At 72.6% G+C, this 18,864-nt stretch carries 16 protein-coding genes; 12 read left to right on the top strand and 4 right to left on the bottom strand.

The features are described from left to right. The first annotated feature begins 5 nt into the window (after positions 1–5). From Vse01_RS23755 to Vse01_RS23740, 4 genes are all read left to right on the top strand, one after another. A complete protein-coding gene (locus Vse01_RS23755) occupies positions 6–1,019 on the top strand; it encodes an ABC transporter ATP-binding protein (protein WP_093405083.1) in 1,014 nt (337 codons plus the stop codon). Further along, positions 1,016–2,023 carry an ABC transporter permease gene (locus tag Vse01_RS23750; protein WP_093405085.1) on the top strand — a complete coding sequence of 336 codons (1,008 nt, stop codon included), beginning with the start codon at positions 1,016–1,018 and terminating at the stop codon, positions 2,021–2,023. The genes Vse01_RS23755 and Vse01_RS23750 overlap by 4 nt, the downstream gene beginning before the upstream one ends. Before the next feature lie 68 nt (positions 2,024–2,091). Continuing rightward, positions 2,092–3,078: an ABC transporter permease gene (locus Vse01_RS23745; protein ID WP_093405087.1), complete on the top strand. Its 987-nt coding sequence runs from the start codon at positions 2,092–2,094 to the stop codon at positions 3,076–3,078. A 47-nt stretch (positions 3,079–3,125) separates the two neighbouring features. Further along, positions 3,126–4,868 (top strand): ABC transporter substrate-binding protein, encoded by a 1,743-nt coding sequence (locus Vse01_RS23740; protein WP_093405089.1) that lies wholly within the window; start codon positions 3,126–3,128, stop codon positions 4,866–4,868. A gap of 7 nt (positions 4,869–4,875) precedes the next feature. Here Vse01_RS23740 and Vse01_RS23735 read toward each other — a convergent pair whose 3' ends face one another. Beyond that, positions 4,876–7,023, bottom strand: coding sequence for a S9 family peptidase (locus Vse01_RS23735; protein ID WP_093405091.1), 2,148 nt, complete (start codon positions 7,021–7,023; stop codon positions 4,876–4,878). Positions 7,024–7,109: 86 nt separating this feature from the next. Here Vse01_RS23735 and mshB point away from each other — a divergent pair, with 86 nt between their 5' ends. The 3 genes from mshB (at position 7,110) to Vse01_RS23720 (ending at position 9,095) form a co-directional block, all read left to right on the top strand. Further along, positions 7,110–8,069, top strand: a complete 960-nt coding sequence (gene mshB / locus Vse01_RS23730; protein ID WP_232511268.1) for an N-acetyl-1-D-myo-inositol-2-amino-2-deoxy-alpha-D-glucopyranoside deacetylase — start codon at positions 7,110–7,112, stop codon at positions 8,067–8,069. Positions 8,070–8,083: 14 nt separating this feature from the next. After that, positions 8,084–8,518: a hypothetical protein gene (locus Vse01_RS23725; RefSeq protein ID WP_093405489.1), complete on the top strand. Its 435-nt coding sequence runs from the start codon at positions 8,084–8,086 to the stop codon at positions 8,516–8,518. Positions 8,519–8,630: 112 nt separating this feature from the next. Further along, a complete protein-coding gene (locus Vse01_RS23720) occupies positions 8,631–9,095 on the top strand; it encodes a hypothetical protein (RefSeq protein ID WP_093405093.1) in 465 nt (154 codons plus the stop codon). A 9-nt stretch (positions 9,096–9,104) separates the two neighbouring features. Here the strand turns inward: Vse01_RS23720 and Vse01_RS23715 are convergent, their stop codons facing one another. Then, positions 9,105–10,115: a GNAT family N-acetyltransferase gene (locus Vse01_RS23715; RefSeq protein WP_093405096.1), complete on the bottom strand. Its 1,011-nt coding sequence runs from the start codon at positions 10,113–10,115 to the stop codon at positions 9,105–9,107. A gap of 79 nt (positions 10,116–10,194) precedes the next feature. Between Vse01_RS23715 and fdxA the strand changes: the two genes are divergently transcribed. Beyond that, positions 10,195–10,521 (top strand): ferredoxin, encoded by a 327-nt coding sequence (gene fdxA / locus Vse01_RS23710; RefSeq protein ID WP_091422126.1) that lies wholly within the window; start codon positions 10,195–10,197, stop codon positions 10,519–10,521. After that, a complete protein-coding gene (gene dapC / locus Vse01_RS23705; protein ID WP_275415530.1) occupies positions 10,518–11,621 on the top strand; it encodes a succinyldiaminopimelate transaminase in 1,104 nt (367 codons plus the stop codon). Before fdxA ends, dapC begins: the two co-directional genes overlap by 4 nt. A gap of 91 nt (positions 11,622–11,712) precedes the next feature. Here dapC and Vse01_RS23700 read toward each other — a convergent pair whose 3' ends face one another. Continuing rightward, positions 11,713–13,557, bottom strand: coding sequence for a M48 family metallopeptidase (locus tag Vse01_RS23700; protein WP_093405101.1), 1,845 nt, complete (start codon positions 13,555–13,557; stop codon positions 11,713–11,715). Between the two features lie 345 nt (positions 13,558–13,902). Here Vse01_RS23700 and Vse01_RS23695 point away from each other — a divergent pair, with 345 nt between their 5' ends. From Vse01_RS23695 to Vse01_RS23685, 3 genes are read left to right on the top strand one after another with little or no spacing between them, the layout of a single operon-like run. After that, on the top strand, positions 13,903–14,913 hold the full coding sequence (locus Vse01_RS23695) for a prephenate dehydrogenase (RefSeq protein WP_093405104.1): 1,011 nt from the start codon (positions 13,903–13,905) through the stop codon (positions 14,911–14,913). A 48-nt stretch (positions 14,914–14,961) separates the two neighbouring features. Continuing rightward, positions 14,962–15,609: an SIMPL domain-containing protein gene (locus tag Vse01_RS23690; RefSeq protein ID WP_093405106.1), complete on the top strand. Its 648-nt coding sequence runs from the start codon at positions 14,962–14,964 to the stop codon at positions 15,607–15,609. Further along, positions 15,609–16,256: a nucleoside/nucleotide kinase family protein gene (locus Vse01_RS23685; RefSeq protein ID WP_093405109.1), complete on the top strand. Its 648-nt coding sequence runs from the start codon at positions 15,609–15,611 to the stop codon at positions 16,254–16,256. Before Vse01_RS23690 ends, Vse01_RS23685 begins: the two co-directional genes overlap by 1 nt. Here Vse01_RS23685 and Vse01_RS23680 read toward each other — a convergent pair. Further along, positions 16,233–18,863: a hypothetical protein gene (locus Vse01_RS23680; protein ID WP_093405111.1), complete on the bottom strand. Its 2,631-nt coding sequence runs from the start codon at positions 18,861–18,863 to the stop codon at positions 16,233–16,235. The two genes, Vse01_RS23685 and Vse01_RS23680, sit on opposite strands and share 24 nt — an antisense overlap. Position 18,864 lies beyond the last annotated feature (1 nt).

Below are 18,864 nucleotides of genomic sequence, written 5' to 3'. Positions count from 1 at the left end.
TCGGGATGGTCGACCAATCCGGTCCGCTGCTGCGCGTCCGTGGCCTGACCAAGCACTTTCCGGTGCGGAGCGGCAGTGGTCGGTGCGGCCCGGTACGGGCCGTGGACGGGCTGGACTTCGAGGTGCAGGCGGGCGGAACGCTCGCTCTGGTGGGCGAGTCCGGCTGCGGCAAGAGCACCACGGCCCGGTTGCTGGTGCGGCTGCTGGAGCCGACCGGCGGCAGCATCGAGTTCGCCGGCCGCGACCTCACCCGGGCCGGGCGGCGGCAGCTGCGCCCGCTCCGCGCCCAACTCCAGATCATCTTCCAGGACCCGTACGCCTCGCTGAACCCCCGGCACCCGGTCGGCCAGATCATCGCCATGCCGTTGCGGGTCAACCGGATCAGTCCGCCGGGCGGAACCAAGGCGCGCGTCCGGGAGCTGATGGAGCTGGTCGGCCTGAATCCCGAGGACGCCAACCGCTATCCGCACGAGTTCTCCGGCGGCCAGTGCCAGCGGGTCGGCATCGCCAGGGCGTTGGCGACCGGACCTCGGCTGGTGGTGGCCGACGAACCGGTCTCGGCGCTGGACGTCTCGGTCCAGGCCCAGGTGGTCAACCTGCTCCGACGACTGCACCGCGACCTGGGGCTGGCCCTCGTCCTGATCTCCCACGACCTTGCCGTGGTACGGCACCTCTGCCAGCAGGTCGCGGTCATGTACCTCGGTCGGATCGTCGAGATCGGGGACCGGGACGACATCTACGAGCGGCCGCAGCATCCGTACACCCGGGCGCTGCTGTCGGCGGTGCCGCAGGTCGGCCGGCTCGACCCGGCCGGCTGGCTCCGGCTCGCCGCGGACGCGGCCAGCCCGATCGACCCGCCCTCGGGCTGCCGGTTCCGTACCCGCTGCCCGAAGGCGCGCGACCGGTGCGCCGTCGAGGAGCCGGCCCTGACCCGGCGCGACGGCGGCGGACAGGCCACCGCCTGCCACTTCCCCGACTCGGGTCCGCTGCGTCCGGAGCGGGTGCGAGCCTCGGCATGAGCCTTTCACCTGGGGACGGCGCGGTGCGGGTCCCGATCGGGCCGGGCGGCGCGGCCGGCGGGTCCCGTGGCCGCCGGGCCGTCGGGGCGTCGCCCGGGCAACTGGTCTGGCTGCGGCTGCGTGGTGACCGTACCGCGTTGGTCAGCGGGGCGACGCTGATGCTGTTCGTGCTGGTGGCGCTGGCCGCGCCGCTGATCGAGCTGGCGTACGGGATCGGTCCGCAGGACCAGTTCCAGGGCAAGCTGGACGGATTCGGCCTGCCACTGGGCCACGCCGGTGGTGTCTCCGGGGAGCACTTCTTCGGGCTGGAGCCGGGGCTGGGCCGGGACGTGTTCATCCGGCTGGTGTACGGCCTGCGGACGTCACTTCTGGTCGCGGTCACGGCGGCGGTGCTCACCGCGGTGATCGGTGTCGTGCTCGGCACGCTGGCCGGCTATTTCGGCGGCTGGCTCGACGCGGTGGTCACCTGGATCACGGATCTGACCCTGGCGCTGCCGTTCCTGATTGTCGCCCTGGCGTTGACGCCCACGCTGACGCTGCGCCTGCACGGACAGCGGGACGCGGTGCCACCGGCCTTCGGGGTCGGCGTACTCATCGTGATCTTCGCGGTGTTCGGGTGGACCGGCACCGCCCGGTTGGTCCGGGGCCAGGTGGTCGCGCTGCGGGAGCGGGAGTTCGTGGCGGCGGCCCGGGCCAGCGGGGCAGGTCCGGGGCACATGCTGTTCCGGCAGTTGCTGCCGAACCTCTGGGCGCCGATTCTGGTGTCGTTCTCGCTCGCCGTGCCGCAGTTCATCACCGGTGAGGCGGCGCTGTCGTTCATCGGTGTCGGGCTGACCGAGGAGACACCGAGCTTCGGCCGGATGATCTACCAGAGCCTGGGCTACCTTCAGACCGACCCGGCGTTCGTCTTCTTCCCCGGCGTCCTGGTCTTCGCGCTGGTGTTCGCCGTCAACCTGGTCGGGGACGCGCTGCGCGACGCGCTGGACCCGAAGTCGCCCCGATGAGGTGACCGGATGAACGCGAGAAGCACAGCGTGGCGGAGCCCTGCGGACTCGGATCGGGGCCGTCCCTGATGGCGCGCTTCCTGGTCAAGCGGATCCTGTCGGCCGTGCTCACCCTCTTCGCGGTGAGCGTACTGACCTTCCTGATGTTCTTCGCCCTGCCCCGCGACCCGGTCAGCGGCATGTGCCCGAAGAACTGCAACCCCGAGCGGCAGGAACGGGTACGCCAGGAGTTGGGGCTGAGCGATCCGCTCGTCGACCAGTACGCGGGCTACATGTTGGGCATCGTCACCGGTCGGGATCTGGGCGGCGCCCAGGGCGGACGCTGTGACGCGCCCTGCCTGGGCTGGTCATACGTGAACAACGAGGCGGTCACCGACACCCTCGTCCGGGTGGTGCCGGTGACGCTGAGCATCGTCGTCCCGGCGGCCGTCCTGTGGCTGCTGCTCGGGGTGGGCCTGGGCCTGGTGTCGGCGTTGCGCCGTGGCACCTGGATCGACCGGGCCGCGATCGGCTTCACGCTCGCCGGTGCCTCCCTACAGATCTACTTCGTCGGCGCGGTGCTGCTGCTGGTCTTCGTGTACACGCTGGGTTGGCTGCCGGTGCCGAGCTACACGTCGATCTTCGACGACCCGGTTCGCTGGGCCGGGGGCCTGGTACTCGCCTGGCTGTCGTTGGCGCTGCTCTTCTCCGCCGGTTACGCCCGACTGTTCCGGGCCCAACTGCTGGAGACGTTGAACGAGGACTTCGTGCGTACCGCCCGGGCGAAGGGTCTGTCCGGCCCGGCGGTGTACGGCCGGCACGCGCTGCGCGCAGCGATCGCTCCGGTGGTGACCGTCGCCGGTCTCGACGTCGGCGCGGCGCTCGGCGGCACGGTGATCACCGAGACGACCTTCGGTATCCAGGGACTCGGCCGTACCGCCGTCGATGCCGTACGCGCCGGCGACCTGCCGACCATCATGGCCACCGTGCTGGTCGCGGCGGTCTTCGTGGTGCTGGCGAACCTGCTGGTGGACCTGCTCTACGCGGTCATCGACCCACGGGTCCGGTTGAGCTGAGCCGGGTCGGGACGGCACGGACTCATCGACGACTGAGGAGGCAACAGATGCGACCACGGGTGGCGGTTGCGGTGAGTGGCGCGTTTGCGCTGGTGGCGGCCTTGAGCGCCTGCCCGGCGAACACCGGCGGGAGCCCGTCGGTGGACTCCGGCCGGCAACCCACCGGGGTCATCGCCACCGACCCGAAGGACTCGACCGGCCCGGCGCCGGAGTTGGCGGGCGCGCGGCGTGGTGGCACCTTCACCGTCCTCCGCGAAACGCCGATCTCCCACCTGGATCCGCAACGGACGTACTCGTTCGCCGGCCTGATGGCCGTACCGCTGGTCGCGCGCAGCCTCACCACCTGGAAGGACGACGGTGCGGGCAACCTGACGCTGGTCGGTGATCTCGCCGAGACACCCGGCCGCGACGTCAACGACGACTGCCGGATCTGGGAGTTCACCGTCAAGGACGGGGTGCGCTTCGAGGACGGCCGACCGGTCACGGCCAGGGAGATCGCGTACGGGATCGCCCGGTCCTTCGACCCGGACCTGACCGGCGGCCCCACCTACCTGCAGGAGTGGCTGGCCGACACGCCGCAGTACGACACCGCCTGGGACTTCACCGCCAACCGCGGCTCGCTGCCGCCGGGCCTGACCACGCCGGACGCCCGGACGTTGCGCTTCGAGTTCGCCAGGCCCCGCTGCGACCTGCCGTTCGCGGCGTCACTGCCGTCGACCGCGCCCCTGCCACCCGACCGGGACACCGGGGTCAACCTCGGCAATGCGCCCTTCTCGTCGGGGCCGTACAAGGTCACCCGCTACCGGCCGGGCATCGAGATCGTGATGGAGCGCAACGAACACTGGGACGCCGGCACGGATCCGGTACGCCACCAGTACCCGGACCGCTTCGTGTGGAGTTTCGGCGCGACCCCGGACGCCGCTGCCAACCGGATCATCGCCGACAACGGCACCGACCGGAGCGCCCTGTCCTGGGACTACGTGCCCGCCTCGCTGGTCGCCCGGGTCGCGGGTGACGCGGCGCTGCGGTCCCGGACGCTGCTGTCGCCGACGCCGAGCGCCAACCACCTGGTCATCAACAACGAGCGGGTCACCGATCTGCGGGTGCGCCAGGCGCTGAACCACGCCATCGACCGGGAGGGTCTGGTGAAGGTGCTCGGCGGGCCGCACGTCGCGGTGCCGATGACCACCCTGATGCCACCGGCCACCATCGGGCACCGGGCGTACGACGCGTATCCGGCAGGGCCGAACGGCGACCCGGACAGGGCCCGGGAACTGCTCGGCGGGCAGCGTCCCGAACTGGTCCTCGGCGCCGCCGACAGTTCCGTCGAGCAGCAGGTGGCGACGCAGCTCAAGGGCAACCTGGAGCGCGCCGGATTCGTCATCACGATCCGGAACATCCCGGACGACGCGAAGTTCGACGAGATCAAGAAGAGAGGCAACCCGTGGGATCTCTATCTCAGCTCGTGGGCCGGCGACTGGCCCAGCGGCGCGTCGATCCTGCCGGTCCTCTATGACGGTCGCGCCATCCGAGCCACCGGCAACAGCAACGAGTCGTACTTCAACGATGCCACGATCAACGCCGAGTTCGACCGGATCCTCGCGCTGCCACCGAGCGAACAGGGCCCACACTGGGCGCGACTCGATGAGCGGATCATGAGGGAGCACGCCCCGGTGGTCCCGCTCTACGTCGACGTGGCCTACCTGGTACACGGCTCCAAGGCCGGCGGGGCCTTCGTCTCCAGCGTCTTCGGCTACCCGTCGCTTGTCGACGCCCACGTCGAACCGTAGCCCCGACTCACATCCCGAGGTTGGTGCGGAGGAAGTCGAGTTCCAGGCGGAGGAGGCGTTCGGCGAGGCCACCGGCGGCCATGTGGGTGCCGCTGGTCAACGGCAGCACCGAGTGCGGCCGGCCGGTGGCCAGCAACGCCGCCGACAACCGCAGCGTGTGCGCCGCCACCACGTTGTCGTCGACCATGCCGTGCACCAGCAGCAGCGGTCGGGCGTGCGCCGGGTCGGTGACCGGCTCGGCGGCCAGTTCCACGAGCGAGTGGTGCGCGTAGACGTCCTCGCCGTCGGCGGGCAGACCCAGGTACCGCTCGGTGTACGCGGTGTCGTACAGGGCCCAGTCGGTGACCGGCGCACCGGCGATGCCGCACCGGAACAGCTCCGGATGCCGCAGCACCGCCAGGCCGGCCAGCCAGCCACCGAACGACCAGCCGCGCACCGCGACCCGGTCCAGGTCCAGGTCGGGATGCTTGTCGGCGAGCGCGGTGAGCGCCTCCACCTGGTCGAGCAGGATCACGTCGGCCACCCGGCGGTGGATGGCCTTCTCGTAGGACGGGGCGATGCCCGGCGTACCCCGGTTGTCGGTGACCACCACCGCGAAGCCGGCGTCGGCCCACCACTGCCGCTCCAGCCAGGCCGAGCGCGCGGCCACCACCTCCTGGTGACCCGGGCCGCCGTAGACGTCCAGCAGTACCGGCAGCCGACGGCCGGTGACGTGGTTGTCCGGGTAGAGCACCGCCGAGGGAAGCCGACGGTCGGTCACCCGTTCCAGCAGCGGCAGCGGGGAGTAGCTGGGCGTGGCGGCCAGCGACCGCAGCGTGCCCACCTCGCGATCGCCCTGGTGCACCGTCCACCGGACGCCCGGGTGATCCAGCGAGGCGCTGCCGATGACCAGCACACCGCCACCGACCGCGCCGACGTGCCAGCCGGCGTCGCTGGTCAGCCGGCGGGCGTCCACGCCGCCGCCGATGCTGGTCCGGACCCGGAACAGGTGCTGTTCGCTCGGCTCGCCGTCGCTCGCCTCGACCAGCAGGTCCGCCGGACCACTGCTGGCGGCGAGCCGGCCGACCACCCGGCGCACGTACAGCGAGGGTGGAGTGAGCAACGTGCCGTCGGCGAACAGGCAGCGTGCGTCGTACCCGTCGTGGGCCAGCTCGCCGCCGACCAGCACCCGCCCGTCGGGCAGGTGCACGGGGGTGCCCGGGATCGGCTCGACCCAGCGGGGGTCGGCCAGTTCGGCGTGCACCTGGGTCTCCCCGGTACGTGGATCGACCGCGAGCACCAGCCCGTGCTGCTGGGCGCGACGCAGCACGGTGATCAGCGGGGCGCCCTCACCCCAGTGCACCGCGGTCAGGTACGGGTACGTCTCCCGGTCCCAGTGCACGTCGACCCAGCCGCCGTCGAGGTCGAGCAGGTGCAGGCTGACCTCGGCGTTGGAACCACCCGCCACCGGGTACGCGACGCTGGTCGGCGGGCTGGCCGGCTGTGCCGGATCGTGCAGGTGCCAGCGGGGCAGCCGGGACTCGTCGACCCGGGCCGCGAGCACCGACCGGCCGTCGGGTGCCCACCAGTAGCCGCGGTGCCTGTCGAACTCCTCCGCCGCGATGTGCTCGGCCAGTCCCCAGAGCACGCCGGAGTCCTCGCCGGCCAGCATGGTGTCGGCGCCGTCGGTGTCGATCACCCGTAGCTCGCCCCGACGTACCCCTTCGGCGGCGTCGGTCACGTAGGCCAGCCGCTGCCCGCTCGGGTCCGGCCGTGGGTCGAGCACCGGCCCGACGGCGGGCACCTCGATCACGTCGCCATGCACCAGGTCTGCCCGGAACAGCCGCCCGGCCAGCGCGAACACCGCGACCCGTCCGGCGGCGTCGAGGGCGTACGAGCCGATGCCGGAGGCGGTCAACCGCAGGCGCTCCCGCCGGGCGCGTTCCCCCGGGCTCAGCCTGTCGGGGTCGGCGTCGGTGCCGAGCAGGGTGCCCGGATCGGCGATCAGGCGTTCCGTGCCGGTCGCCACGTCCAGCAGCCAGAGCGCGTCGGCCGGGTCCTCCGGTCCGGCCGAGCGTAGGAAGACCACCCGGGCACCGTCGTCGGCCACGGAGACGGCACGCGGCGCCCCGTGGCTGAACCTGCGGGTGCGGGCGGCCAGCTCGGGAAAGTCCACAGGCCAGATCGTAGGCCGGTACCGGGCCCGATGTGAGCGACCTGCGCGGACGCGTCTGGGCCGGCAGGCGAGAACCGCCGGTTAGAGTGACCGTCGTGACGACGCTGACTGACCGCCGCCTGCTGCTGGTCCACGCGCATCCCGACGACGAGTCCATCGGCACCGGCTCGACGATGGCCCACTACGCGGCCACGGGTGCCCACGTCACCCTGGTGACCTGCACCCTGGGCGAGGAGGGTGAGATCCACGTACCGGAGCTGGCCGGGCTCGCCGCAGCCGAGGCCGATCAGCTCGGCGGGTACCGGATCGCCGAGCTGGCCACCGCCTGCGCCGAACTGGGCGTCACCGACCACCGGTTCCTCGGCGGGGCCGGCCGCTACCGGGACTCCGGGATGATGGGCCTGTCGACCAACGAGCATCCCCGGGCCTTCTGGGGCGCCGACCTCGACGAGGCCGCAGGGTATCTGCTGGAGATCATCCGGGAGGTACGCCCGCAGGTGGTCATCACGTACGACGACAACGGCTTCTACGGCCACCCCGACCACATCCAGGCACACCGGGTGACGATGCGGGCCGTCGAGCTGGCCGCCGCCGAAGGGCTCGCACCGGCGAAGGTCTACTGGACGGCGATGCCGCAAAGCGTGCTGGAGGCCGGCCTGACGCACTTCGCGGAGGCGTCGGACAACCCCTTCGCCGGCATCGCCGACGCCACCGAGCTGCCGTTCTGCACGCCCGACGAGGAGATCGCGGCCCGCATCGACGCCACCGAGCAGCATGCCGCGAAGGAGGCGGCGATGCGCGCTCATGCCACCCAGATCCCGGCCACCTCCTGGCTGTACTCGATCGCCGGCAATTTCGGTGCCGAGTTCATGGGGGTGGAGTACTTCACCCTGGCGCTGGGGGAGAAGGGGCCGGGCAGCGGCCCGTACGGCTGGGAGTCGGACCTGTTCGCCGGGGTGGCCGCCGCAGCGTCGGACGCGGCCGGCGGCCCGGACGTCGTCGGCGCCTCCGGCAGTAGACCGGTCACCCCGGCCGGTCACCGGTGACCCTGCCCGCCGCGATGTCGGTCGCCCCGCAGGAGCAGCAGCCGCCCCGGCCGAGCCGGAGGTGGCGCCGTCCGATGGACCTCGGCCTGCGGGTGGCCGGCGGCATGTTCGCCGTCCTGGCGGCGATGCTGAGCGCGGTGCTGGAACTGCTGCTCGCCCCGCTGCGGATCGGCGGATACCTGATCGGCGTCACGGTGCTCGTGGCCGTGGCGGCGAACATCGCGTTGAGCTGGTTGGCCGTCGAGTCCGTCGGCCGCCGCTGGGCGGTGGCGCTGCCGGCGCTGCCCTGGGTGGCCATCATGGTGATCGCCGCCGACCGGACCAGCGAGGGCGATGTACTGCTCGTCGGCAACTGGGTCGGCCTCACCCTGGTGGTGGGCGGTGCGATGACCTTCACGGTGATGGCGTTCCGGTCGATCCTCGCGCCGGCCCCGGCCTCCGGTCGGTAATCTCGCACCGGCGCCGGCCTCCGGACGGTACTGACGTCGCTCAGCGCCGGGTGGTAGATATTCCTGCCAGGAGACCCGCCATCCGGGCGGGCCGTACGGCGGGAGGCATGTGATGGGACAGCGGTGGCGTGCGGTCGGTGTGCTCGCGATCGCACTGTTCGCGGTCAACGTGGTCGCCCGGCTGGTCATCCGGTTCGGCTTCGACGGCAACGACAGTGTCGCCGACCGGGTGTCGCTCGGGATGTTCGTGGTGATCGGCCTGATGCTGGCCGGTGTCGCCTTCGTCTGGGGTGAGCGGCGTCCGTTGGCCCGCTGGGCCGGCGAGGTGGCCGCCGCGATCGGAATCGCGGTCGGGTTGACCGTGCTGATCGGGCCGCTGCTGGTCGGTGACAACCCGTTCGCCGGTGGCGGCGGGACGTTCTTCGCGCAGATCGGCCTCTACCTGGTGGCGACCACCGTCGGGACGATGCTGGGCTACCTGCTGCTGGTCACGCTCGGTCGCGACTACCGTTCGCGCAGCCTGCAACGGTACGCCGAGACCACCGCGGCCAAGCCCCGCCGCGTGGTCCGCCGCTGACCGACGGGGTCAGTGCGGCGCGACGCGGGTCAGATAGGTGTGGTGGGTGGTGAAGCCCAGCTTGCGGTAGAGCGCGACGGCACCGGTGTTGCTCTGCTCGACCTGGAGGAACGCGTCGGTCGCACCGGCGTCGGCGGCCCAGTCGGCGAGTGCCCGGATCAGCCGGACGGCCAGTCCCTGCCGGCGTGCGGCGGGCAGCACCTCGATCAGGCACAACCCGAGCCAGCGCCCCTGGCCGGTCACCGTGCCCCGGCCGATCCCGACGAGTGCGCCGTCGACGTACGCGTGGGCGAAGCGGATCTGGTCCACGGCGGTGAGGACGTGTCGCGCGGCGTCCGGCAGCCCGCCCTTGCGACCGGCGGCCACGGCCAGCCAGTCCGCTGACGGTGCTGCGGCCAGCTCGACCACCGGGCCGGCCGAGCCATCCCTGCCGGTCGGGTCGCCGGGGATGCCGGCGGCGCTCGCGACCGCGTCGGGCGGTGCCGACGCGCTGAGGGTGGCGAGCGGGACAGTCTGCACCAGCACCGGTGGGCGACTACCCCAGCCTCTCCGGTCGAGTTCGCTGCCGACCGGCGCGGCCAGCGGCAGCGGCGTGTTGACCATGGCCGGCCGTCCGTGGCCGGCGTACCAGCGTTCGACCGCGTCGACAGCGGCCGGCAGCGGACGGTCCGGATCACCCACCGGAAGCGCCGAGTTGGCCCGGCCGGTCCAGCCGTCGGCGTCCCGCAGCAGCCACTCACCGAGCCGGGCCCGCACGGGGGCCGGCCACGCCTCGTCGGCGGCGAGTTCCAGCTCGACCATGGCGGCGGCGGTCGGCCGCCGGGCCGCCGGGACCCGCTTGGCCCGGTGCACCTCGGCGATCGGCACGCGCAGCCGCCCCTGTCGGGTGGTGAGCGTGAGATGCGTCTCGGTCAGCTCGACCAGCTCACCGAGGGCATCGGAGTAGACCGGCCGACCACCGCGTACGCCGACGCGACGCCGCACCACGATTCGGTGTCCCAAGTCTTGCTCTCGGAGCACGATCGACCTCCTCCCCGGCGAGATACTAGGCTCTTACCGTCGCGGGTGATCGCGGCATGTCTTGCGGAGGAGAAGACCGGTGACCTACATCATCGCCGAGCCGTGCGTGGATGTGCTCGACAAGGCGTGCATCGAGGAGTGCCCGGTCGACTGCATTTACGAGGGCAATCGGATGCTCTACATCCACCCCGACGAGTGCGTCGACTGTGGTGCCTGTGAGCCTGTCTGCCCGGTGGAGGCGATCTTCTACGAGGACGACGTCCCGGAGCAGTGGAAGGACTACACCGGCGCCAACTACGAGTTCTTCGAGGAGCTCGGCTCGCCCGGCGGGGCCTCGAAGATCGGCAAGGTGGAGAAGGACGCCACCTTCGTCGCCGCTCAGCCGCCCCGCGGCGAGGGCCACTGAACCGGCCCGCCCCGGTCTCGTCGCGACTGCCCGAGTTCACCTGGGACACCCTGGACGCCGCGGCCACGCTGGCCGCGGCGCATCCGGACGGCCTGATCAACCTCTCCATGGGTACGCCGGTCGATCCGGTGCCCCAGGTGATCCGGCAGGCCCTGGCGGACGCCGCGGACGCGCCCGGCTACCCGCTGACCGCCGGTGCCCCGGCGCTGCGGGACGCGATCACGGGCTGGGTGTCGCGGGAATGTGGCGCCGGCCCGGACGGGTTCGGGGTGCTGCCGACGATCGGCTCGAAGGAACTGGTGGCCTGGCTGCCCACCCTGCTCGGGGTGGGGCCCGGCGACGTCGTGGTGGTCCCGTCGATCGCCTACCCGACCTACGAGGACGGCGCACGGCTGGCCGGCGCCACCACGGTGCGCGCCGACTCGCTGACCGCCGTCGGTCCGACGTCCCGGGTACGCCTGGTCTGGGTGAACTCGCCGGGCAACCCGACGGGCCGGGTGCTGCCGGCCGCGCACCTGCGCAAGGTGGTGGACTGGGCCCGTGAGCGCGGTGCGGTGGTGGCCAGCGACGAGTGCTACCTGCCGTTGGGCTGGGACGCCGAGCCGGTGTCGGTGCTGTCGCCCGAGGTGTGTGGCGGCTCGTACGACTCCGTGCTGGCGGTTCACTCGCTGTCCAAGCGTTCCAACCTGGCCGGCTACCGGGCCGGTTTCGTGGCCGGCGATCCGGCCCTGGTGGCCGAGCTGCTCAAGATCCGCAAGCACGCGGGCATGATCGTGCCGGCGCCGGTGCAGGCGGCCATGGTGGCGGCCCTGCGCGACGAGCGGCACGCCGACGAGCAGCGGGAGCGGTACGGTGCGCGGCGCGAGACGCTGCGGGCGGCGTTCATGGACGCCGGTTTCACCGTGGAGCACTCCGAGGCGGGGCTCTACCTGTGGCTGACCCGCGGCGAGGACTGCTGGGCCACCGTCGACTGGCTGGCCCGGCGGGGCATCCTGGTCGCCGCCGGTGTCTTCTACGGTCCCGGCGGGCGGCAGTACGTCCGGGCGGCGCTTACCGAGTCCGACGAGCGGATCGCGGCGGTCGCCGCCCGCCTGGCCTGACCACGTCCGAAGGCGGTGGCGTCCCGGCCCGGGATTCCGACCGCCGTGGAGGCCGCTCCCGATTCGCCCGGGGAGCGGCCTCCACGGCGGCTCAGTCCTCGTTGATCCGCTCGAACACCCGGAGCAGGTTGTCCCGGCTGTGCCGCTCCAGCAGCACGCTGCCGTACAACTCCTGTAGCGCCACCGTCCGGCCGCCGTGCAGCCTCACCTCGGCCTTCAGCGGGATCTGCCTGGTCACCTGCACCGACACCATCTCCTCGTACGGGAGGAACTGGTGTCGGGCGGCCAACGTCGCCACCGGCGTCGATTCGAGCAGGTTCTTGAGCCGCTTCTCGCCGTCGCCGGCCTTGCCCGGGCCGCCGACCAGGATCAGACCGCGGTCGAGGATCAGCAGGTCGTGCTGCACGCCGTCGACCTTCACGTTGCCGATGGCGCCGATGACGCCGGCGTTGTCGGCGGTGGCCCGGCTCTGCACCACGGTCGCGGTGGAGGGGTCGACGCCAAGCTCGGCGAGCCGGGCCAGGGCCTCATCGAGGGTCTCCGCCGAGACCGCCAGCTTGGCGATCTCGGCGAGGTCCAACGGCTCACCGCCGACGCCGACGAACTGGGCCGGACCGCTCCAGGACAGCTGCCAGCGGGCCCGCTGGGCGCGGATAGCGGCGTTGACCAGCAACATCTCCATCGGCCCGGCGAACCGGGCCGCCGCCTCCTGGCGGTCGGCATCGCTGAAGAACTGCTCGGCGAACTCGCCCAGGCGACCCGTCCGGACCAGGTCGAGGACGGTTGCCAGACCCGGTTCGGGGTCGCCGGTGAATCGGCCGGCCGCCCGGTAGATGCCGTCCGCCTGGCGCTGCCCACCGGCGGCGATCGCCGCGTGGGTGAATTCCGGCCAGGGCAGCACCTGACGGTTGCCGATGTCGATGACGAGGCTCTGCAACCGGCGGCCGGCGTCCAGGACGTCGGCGAGCAGCACGTGTGCGGGACGGTCGTCGGTGCCTGCCGTTCCGGCCGGCAGTTGTGCCATCGCCTCGATCCGGACACCGATCGGGGGGTGGGTGTCCCACCGGGACGGCTCGCGGTCCGGCACGTCCTGCTGGAGCTTGGCGATCTCGTCCCGGCGGGCCTGGAGCAGTTGTCCGAAGCCGCCGAACAGATCGTCCGGAGCGAGGCCGGCCTGCCAGCCCGACTCCACGTACCGGCCGGTGAAGAAGTTCCAGGCCGCGTCGAGCGCCGGCAGGCTGCGGAGCGCGGACGTGGCCGCCTCGTGGCCGGCGAGTTGGACGGAGGCCCGGTCGGCCTCCAGCTCCTGCCGCCGTGACGCGGCGTTGTCGACCATCAGGTACAGCTTCGCGTACCCCTTGAAGACCAGGCCGATGGGGTTGCGCGGTTTGATCCGCTCGATGGTGCCCTCGATCGCCAGCCGTCCCCGGTAGGCGACGCCACCGAGTCGGGTGTGCTTGCCGGAGTAGTGACCCAACTCGTGGGCCAGCACCGAGCGGAGCTGGTCGACCCGCATCGCCTGAAGCAGCGGCAGACCCACGTAGAGGGTGCGCCGCCCGCCGATCAGCCCGAGCAGCCGGCTCTGCTCGCCGACCGCCGCGTTCACCTCCGGCACCAGCCGGATCTCGTCCGGCGCCCGGGTGCCAACCGCGTCGGCCAGTTCCCGGACGGTGGCCCACAGCTGGGGTGCCTCCCGCTCGTCGAGCACCAGGCCCGGCGCCGGCTCGTTCTTCGTCCGGATCGCCCGCCAGAGCCCGACCGCCACCGCACCCAGCGCGACGATCAGCGGCAGCAGCAGCTTTCCGGTGACCAGTCCGTTCGTGTGGCCGTACAACCAGACGCCGAGGGCGGCGACGGCCGCCAGCTGGAGCAGCGCGACAACGTAGAACCCGATCAACATGACCACCGAGGCGAGTGCCCGGTACGTCGCGGCCATGGCCGTTCCTCCCCGTTCCGTGCCCGCGCGGCTGCGGGCGGCGGAGCGGACCGTACGACGTGGAGGTTTGTCGGACAACCCCCATCCGGTCCGGTTCGGCCGGCTCTTCGATCTTGCCGGCCGCATCCCAGGAGGAAGGGCGCGCACGGGGAGTCGGAGCGCCGGGCGACGCGTACCGGTTGGACGGTGCAGCCGGCTGCCGGGCGTCGTGCCGGCCGGCGATATCCTCGGGCGCGGACGCAGGGCGTGCCGCCGGCCCTTCGGGGCAGTGCGGCGGGATCCGGCAGGCACGCCGCCGCGGGGCCGGCCGGCTCCGTGACGCAACGGGAACGCCGAGGTACGCGGATGGTGCTCAGGGCTGACGCACGGCTGCGGGCAGCGGTGGTCGGCACCGGCCTGATCGGTGGTTCGGTGCTGCTCCGGCTGCACGCCGCCGGAGTGGACGTGACCGGCTGGGATCCGGACGAGCGGACCCGCCGGCAGGCCCGACTGGCCGGCGTACCGACGGCGGACCGGCTGGCCGACGCGGTGGCCGACCGGGACGTGGTGTTCCTCGGCGGGCCGCTGCCTACGCTGCCCGCGACCCTGGTCGAGGTGGCCGCCGCCACCGCCGAGCACTGCCTGCTCACCGACGTGGGCAGCACCAAGGCCGAGCTGGCGGGGTTCGCCGCGGAACAGGGACTGACCAGCCGGTTCGTGCCGGGACACCCGATGGCGGGTACCGACCGGGCGGGGCTCGCGGCGGCGCTGCCGGAGTTGTTCACCGGCGCTGCGTGGGTGCTCTGCCCCGCACCCGACGGGCTGGCCGCGTTCCGCCGCCTCGCCACCCTGGTCACCGACGTCTTCGCCGCCCGGGTGGTGCCGATGGCGGCGGACCGGCACGACGCCGTGGTGGCGCTCGCCTCGCACGTGCCGCACCTGCTCGCCGGGGCGCTTGCCGGTGCGGCGCACCGATCGCCGTTGCGCGAGGCGGTCCTGGCGCTGGCGGCCGGAAGCTTTCGGGACGGCACCCGGGTCGCCGGCACCCCGGCGCAACGTACCGGGAACATGCTGCGCGGCAACCGCGACCAGGTGCTGGCCGCGCTGGACCAGGTCACCGCCTTCCTCGACGAACTGGCCGGCGCGTTGCGTTCCGACGACGCCGACGCCCTCACCGCCCGCTACGCCGAGGCCGGTGCCGCCCGCGCCGAGCTGGCCGGCCGCCCGTACGACGAGCAGGTCAGGTCGTTTCCGCCGGGTGCGGAACCGGCCGAGGTGGCCTGGCTGCACGGCATCGGAGCGGCCGGTGGCCACCTGAGCGGGTGTCGGGACGTGGCCGGCACCGTCTCCTATGTCGCCCACCTCCCGCAGACCTGAGCGGCTCATCGGTGGGCGCGGCGACGGGCCCGCCAGTAGGGTGAGGGCATGGTGGACGGACCAGTCGTGACCGTACGCGGCGAGGCGTACCGCGAGGTCACGCCGGAACTCGCCCGGTTCACGGTGACCGCGCTGGCCCGGGACCGGGAGCGGGAGCCGACGTTGACCCGGCTGGCCGAGCGGGCCGCGGCGATCCGGGTCCTGCTCGACTCGTACGGCCCGACGATCGACCGGCGCGAGACCGGCGAGCTGCGGGTGCGCCCCGAGACCCGCCGCTCCGGGGAACGGGTCGTGGCCTGGCACGGTTCGGTGGTCACCACGGTGACGGTCAGCGACTTCACCGCCCTCGGCGAGTTGATGTTGCGCTTGGCCGACCAGGATCAGGTCGAGGTGGCGGGCCCGTGGTGGGCGTTGCGTCCCGACAGCCCGGCCTACCGGCAGGCCCGGCACACCGCGATCAGTGACGCGTTGCAGCGGGCCCGCGAGTACGCCGAGGCGCTCGGCGCCCAGGTCACCGACCTGGTCGAGTTGTCCGACGAGGGCGGCACCGCCCAACCGATGATGGCTCGGATGGCGTTCGACGCCGGTGGCGTCGAGGCCGGTGGCACCCCGGAGCTGGAACTCGACCCGCAGCCGCAGGGCGTGCACGCGGCCGTGCGGGCCCGGTTCACGATCAGCCGGCCGGTCCTGTCCTGATGACCGTCGCGCAGGTGCTGTCGGTCGAGGCGCTGCTGGAGCGGGCCCGGGGGCTGGCCGATGCCGGCCCGAGACAGCTGCTCGGCATCACCGGGGCACCTGGCGCCGGCAAGTCCACGCTGGCCGCACAGGTGGTCGAGGCGGTCGGCCCGGCGGCCCGGCTGGTGCCGATGGACGGCTTCCACCTCGCACAGGACGAGTTGCGTCGGCTCGGCCGGGAGTTGCGGAAGGGCTCGGTCGACACCTTCGACGCCAACGGCTACGTCTCGCTGCTGCGTCGGCTGCGGCGCAAGGAACCGACGTCGGTCTGGGCGCCGCAGTTCCGTCGGGATCTGGAGGAGCCGATCGCCGGTGCGATCGAGGTGCCACCGGAGGTCCGGTTGGTGGTCACCGAGGGCAACTACCTGTTGATTCCGAACTGGCCCTGGGACGAGATACGCGCCCTGCTGCACGAGGCGTGGTTCCTGGACCTCGACGCCGACCTGCGGCGGCAGCGGCTGGTCGCCCGACACATGGCCTACGGCCGGTCGGAGCAGGACGCCCGAGCCTGGGCGCTGGGCAGCGACGAGGTCAACGCGGCGCTGGTGGCCGACACCGCCGACCGGGCCGACCTGGTGGTACGCCTAGCCGAGCCCCCGACGGGGTGACGGGACCGCCCGCCGCAGCAGCCACGCCACCCGGGATCTCTCCCGTTGGAACTCGGCGGCCTCCGGGTAACCGCTGTGGCTGCGGATCGGTGGGTCGGCGACTTCGCCGTCGCTCGGATGCAGTGCCTCCGGGTCGGTCACCGCGATGTCCCGTTCCCCGGCGGTGACCGGCCAACCGAGCGGGTCGGTGTCCCGCCAGAAGTTCGTCCATCGGGTGCCGCCACCCGGGCGGGTCAGCGCCTCGGCCAGCACCGGTAGCCGGTCGGAGCCGAAGTAGGCGGGAAAGATCCGGCCGTAGAGGCGGGTCAGCTGGCAGCCGTAGGAGAAGAACCAGATCCGGCGCCGCCACCGGTTCGGCATCTGCAGGATGACCGCGGTGCAGATCACCGTGCCCTGGCTGTGCCCGGACAGGATGATGCCGTCCACCCGGCGCGGGTCGTGCTCGGCCAGTGCGATAAGCCCGGCCGTGCGGGTGAGCAGTTCGGGCACCGCCCGCTCGGCGTAGCTCGGTGGCGCGAGTGGGTGGGCGGCGCGCGGCCAGAAGGTGCCCACGTCCCAGACCACGCCGACGGAGCGGCGGATGGCGTTCTTGCGGTAGACGAGCAGGCCGACGGCGGCCACCGCCACCGGAAGCAACCCGAGCAGCGCGTCGCCGACGTCACCCACCGCCTTGATCACCACGGTTGTTCCGCCTGTCGTCACGTTCTGCGGCCGGGCCGCGGAGAGGACGGCCACGCAACTCAGCACGGCGACGACGGCCATCGCGCCGGCGTACCAGCCGATCAGTCGCAGCGCGTGTTCGCCGACCAGTCGGTGCAGCGCCTGGTGGGTGCTGACGTCCCGGGCGCGACGCAGGTCGTGTGCGGACAGTCGGCCGCCCCGGGCACTCAGCCGGGCGTACTCCCGGCGGCGCAGTCGGCGGAACAGCACCACGGCGCGGACGGCGACCAGAGCGAGGATCAGCAGTGCGGCGGCGAAGGTCAGGCCGGCCCAGGCCACAGGTGCTGGCGTGACCACCACGGACCGGCCGGCGGAGGTGTCCCCGCCGTTGAGCCGGTTGGCGACCCAGTAGAGCACGCCGGCGCTGTACGCGAGGCTGAGCAGCCAGCCGAAGCCGGCGATGACGGCAGGCGCCCGGCCGCGCCAGGCCAGGTCGGTGTGCGGTTCGAGGGGTTGTTTGACCGTGGTGGGGCGGATCCGGGGCAGCAGCAGGCCGACCGTGGCGAGGGTGAGCAACGGCAGGGCGAACTGCCACAGCTTCACTGGGGCCGGTGGTGCGGCAGGCAGCCAACCGTGGCACCAGGCGGCGCCGAGGGCGATCAGCAGCGCGATGGCGGCCGTTGTGGCGCCGCCGCGCCGTCCGGAGCGGGCGGTCGCGCCGATCGCGATGAGCAGTAGCAGTTGGCCGGTGCCCAGCCACGCGATGACCCGGTCGAAGCCCGGCAGCGACCGGTCAGTCCGGCATCCGGGCTGGGTGGGATCAAGGTCGCAGCCGGCGGTCGGACGCAGTTCCGCAAGCGCGCTGCCTGCGGTGCCGTCGGGCAGCAGCAGCACCGCGAAGGTGCCGGCCAGGCCGAGTCCGGTGAGGAGGATGACCGCGATGCTCCATCGGCCGAGCGGGGTGGCACCGTCGCGTCGGGTCAGGAAGGGTCGGCCGATGGCCACCAGCGTGACCGTCAGGACGGCGATGAAGGCGGCCACGGCCGTCCAGGTGAGCACCGCCCGTGCGCCGTGTGGCGGGTCGAGCACGGTGACCGTGCCGAGCGGGACCGCTGCCGCCACCACCGTGCCGGTGCACAGGTGCAGGACAGCCGCCCGACGTAGCTGTCCCTCCCCCCACCAGAACGTGGGGTCCTGGAGGGGATTGGTCGGGGGGCCGGGTGGTGGCTCGGGCACGGGCGGCGGCTCCTGCGCCGGCTGGCCGACCGCCACGTCGACGTCTGCCGGCGGCGGGGTACGGCGTCCCGCAGGGTTCGTGGTGGGGTCGGCGGGCATCACCGCCTCGTACTGGTAGGTCCGCCAGGTGACCAGGCCGAGCACTCCGATCATGGCGAGTGGCACGGTCAGGCCGACGGCCAGGGCCCGCCCGCCCTGCTGCCACCAGGAACCGGCGAGGAACTCCCACGGGCCCGGAATCCGGCTCAGGCAGCCCTCGTCCACGCACTGCCAGCCGATGAGATCGACTCCTACGCCGGTCATCGCCAGCACGGGGGTGCCGGTCAGGCTCAGGCAGAACAGCCTGATCAGCCAGGCTGTCATTCCGGAGCGGCTGGCCAGCCGTTCGGTGGTGGGGTCCGCCGGTATGCCCGGACGGGCGTGCAGCGCCACGTTGGCCAGGGTGAAGGGCAGCAGCAGCGTCCACAGGGCCCGCTCCACGTCGCGGGCGGTTCGCGCGCCGGAGGTCAACTGCCCCCAGCTGTACGCCTCGACGACGATCGGGTCGAGCGGCGCGGCTGCCGCAGAGCGGTAGAAACCGGTGACCGGGCCGCCCGCGACGAGCCGTGGCTGAGGTGACTCACCCCCGGGTTCAGCTGTCAGCCCCAGGGTCTCGGCAGGCGGTGTGTTGGACACTCCGTGTACGCGTAGTTCGAGGATCCGGCCTCCCATG

The organism is Micromonospora sediminimaris, assembly GCF_016863575.1.
GTDB classification, from domain to species: domain Bacteria; phylum Actinomycetota; class Actinomycetes; order Mycobacteriales; family Micromonosporaceae; genus Micromonospora; species Micromonospora sediminimaris.
The sequence above is the reverse complement of the archived record's forward strand: the minus strand, read 5'-3'. Positions and strand labels throughout refer to the sequence as shown.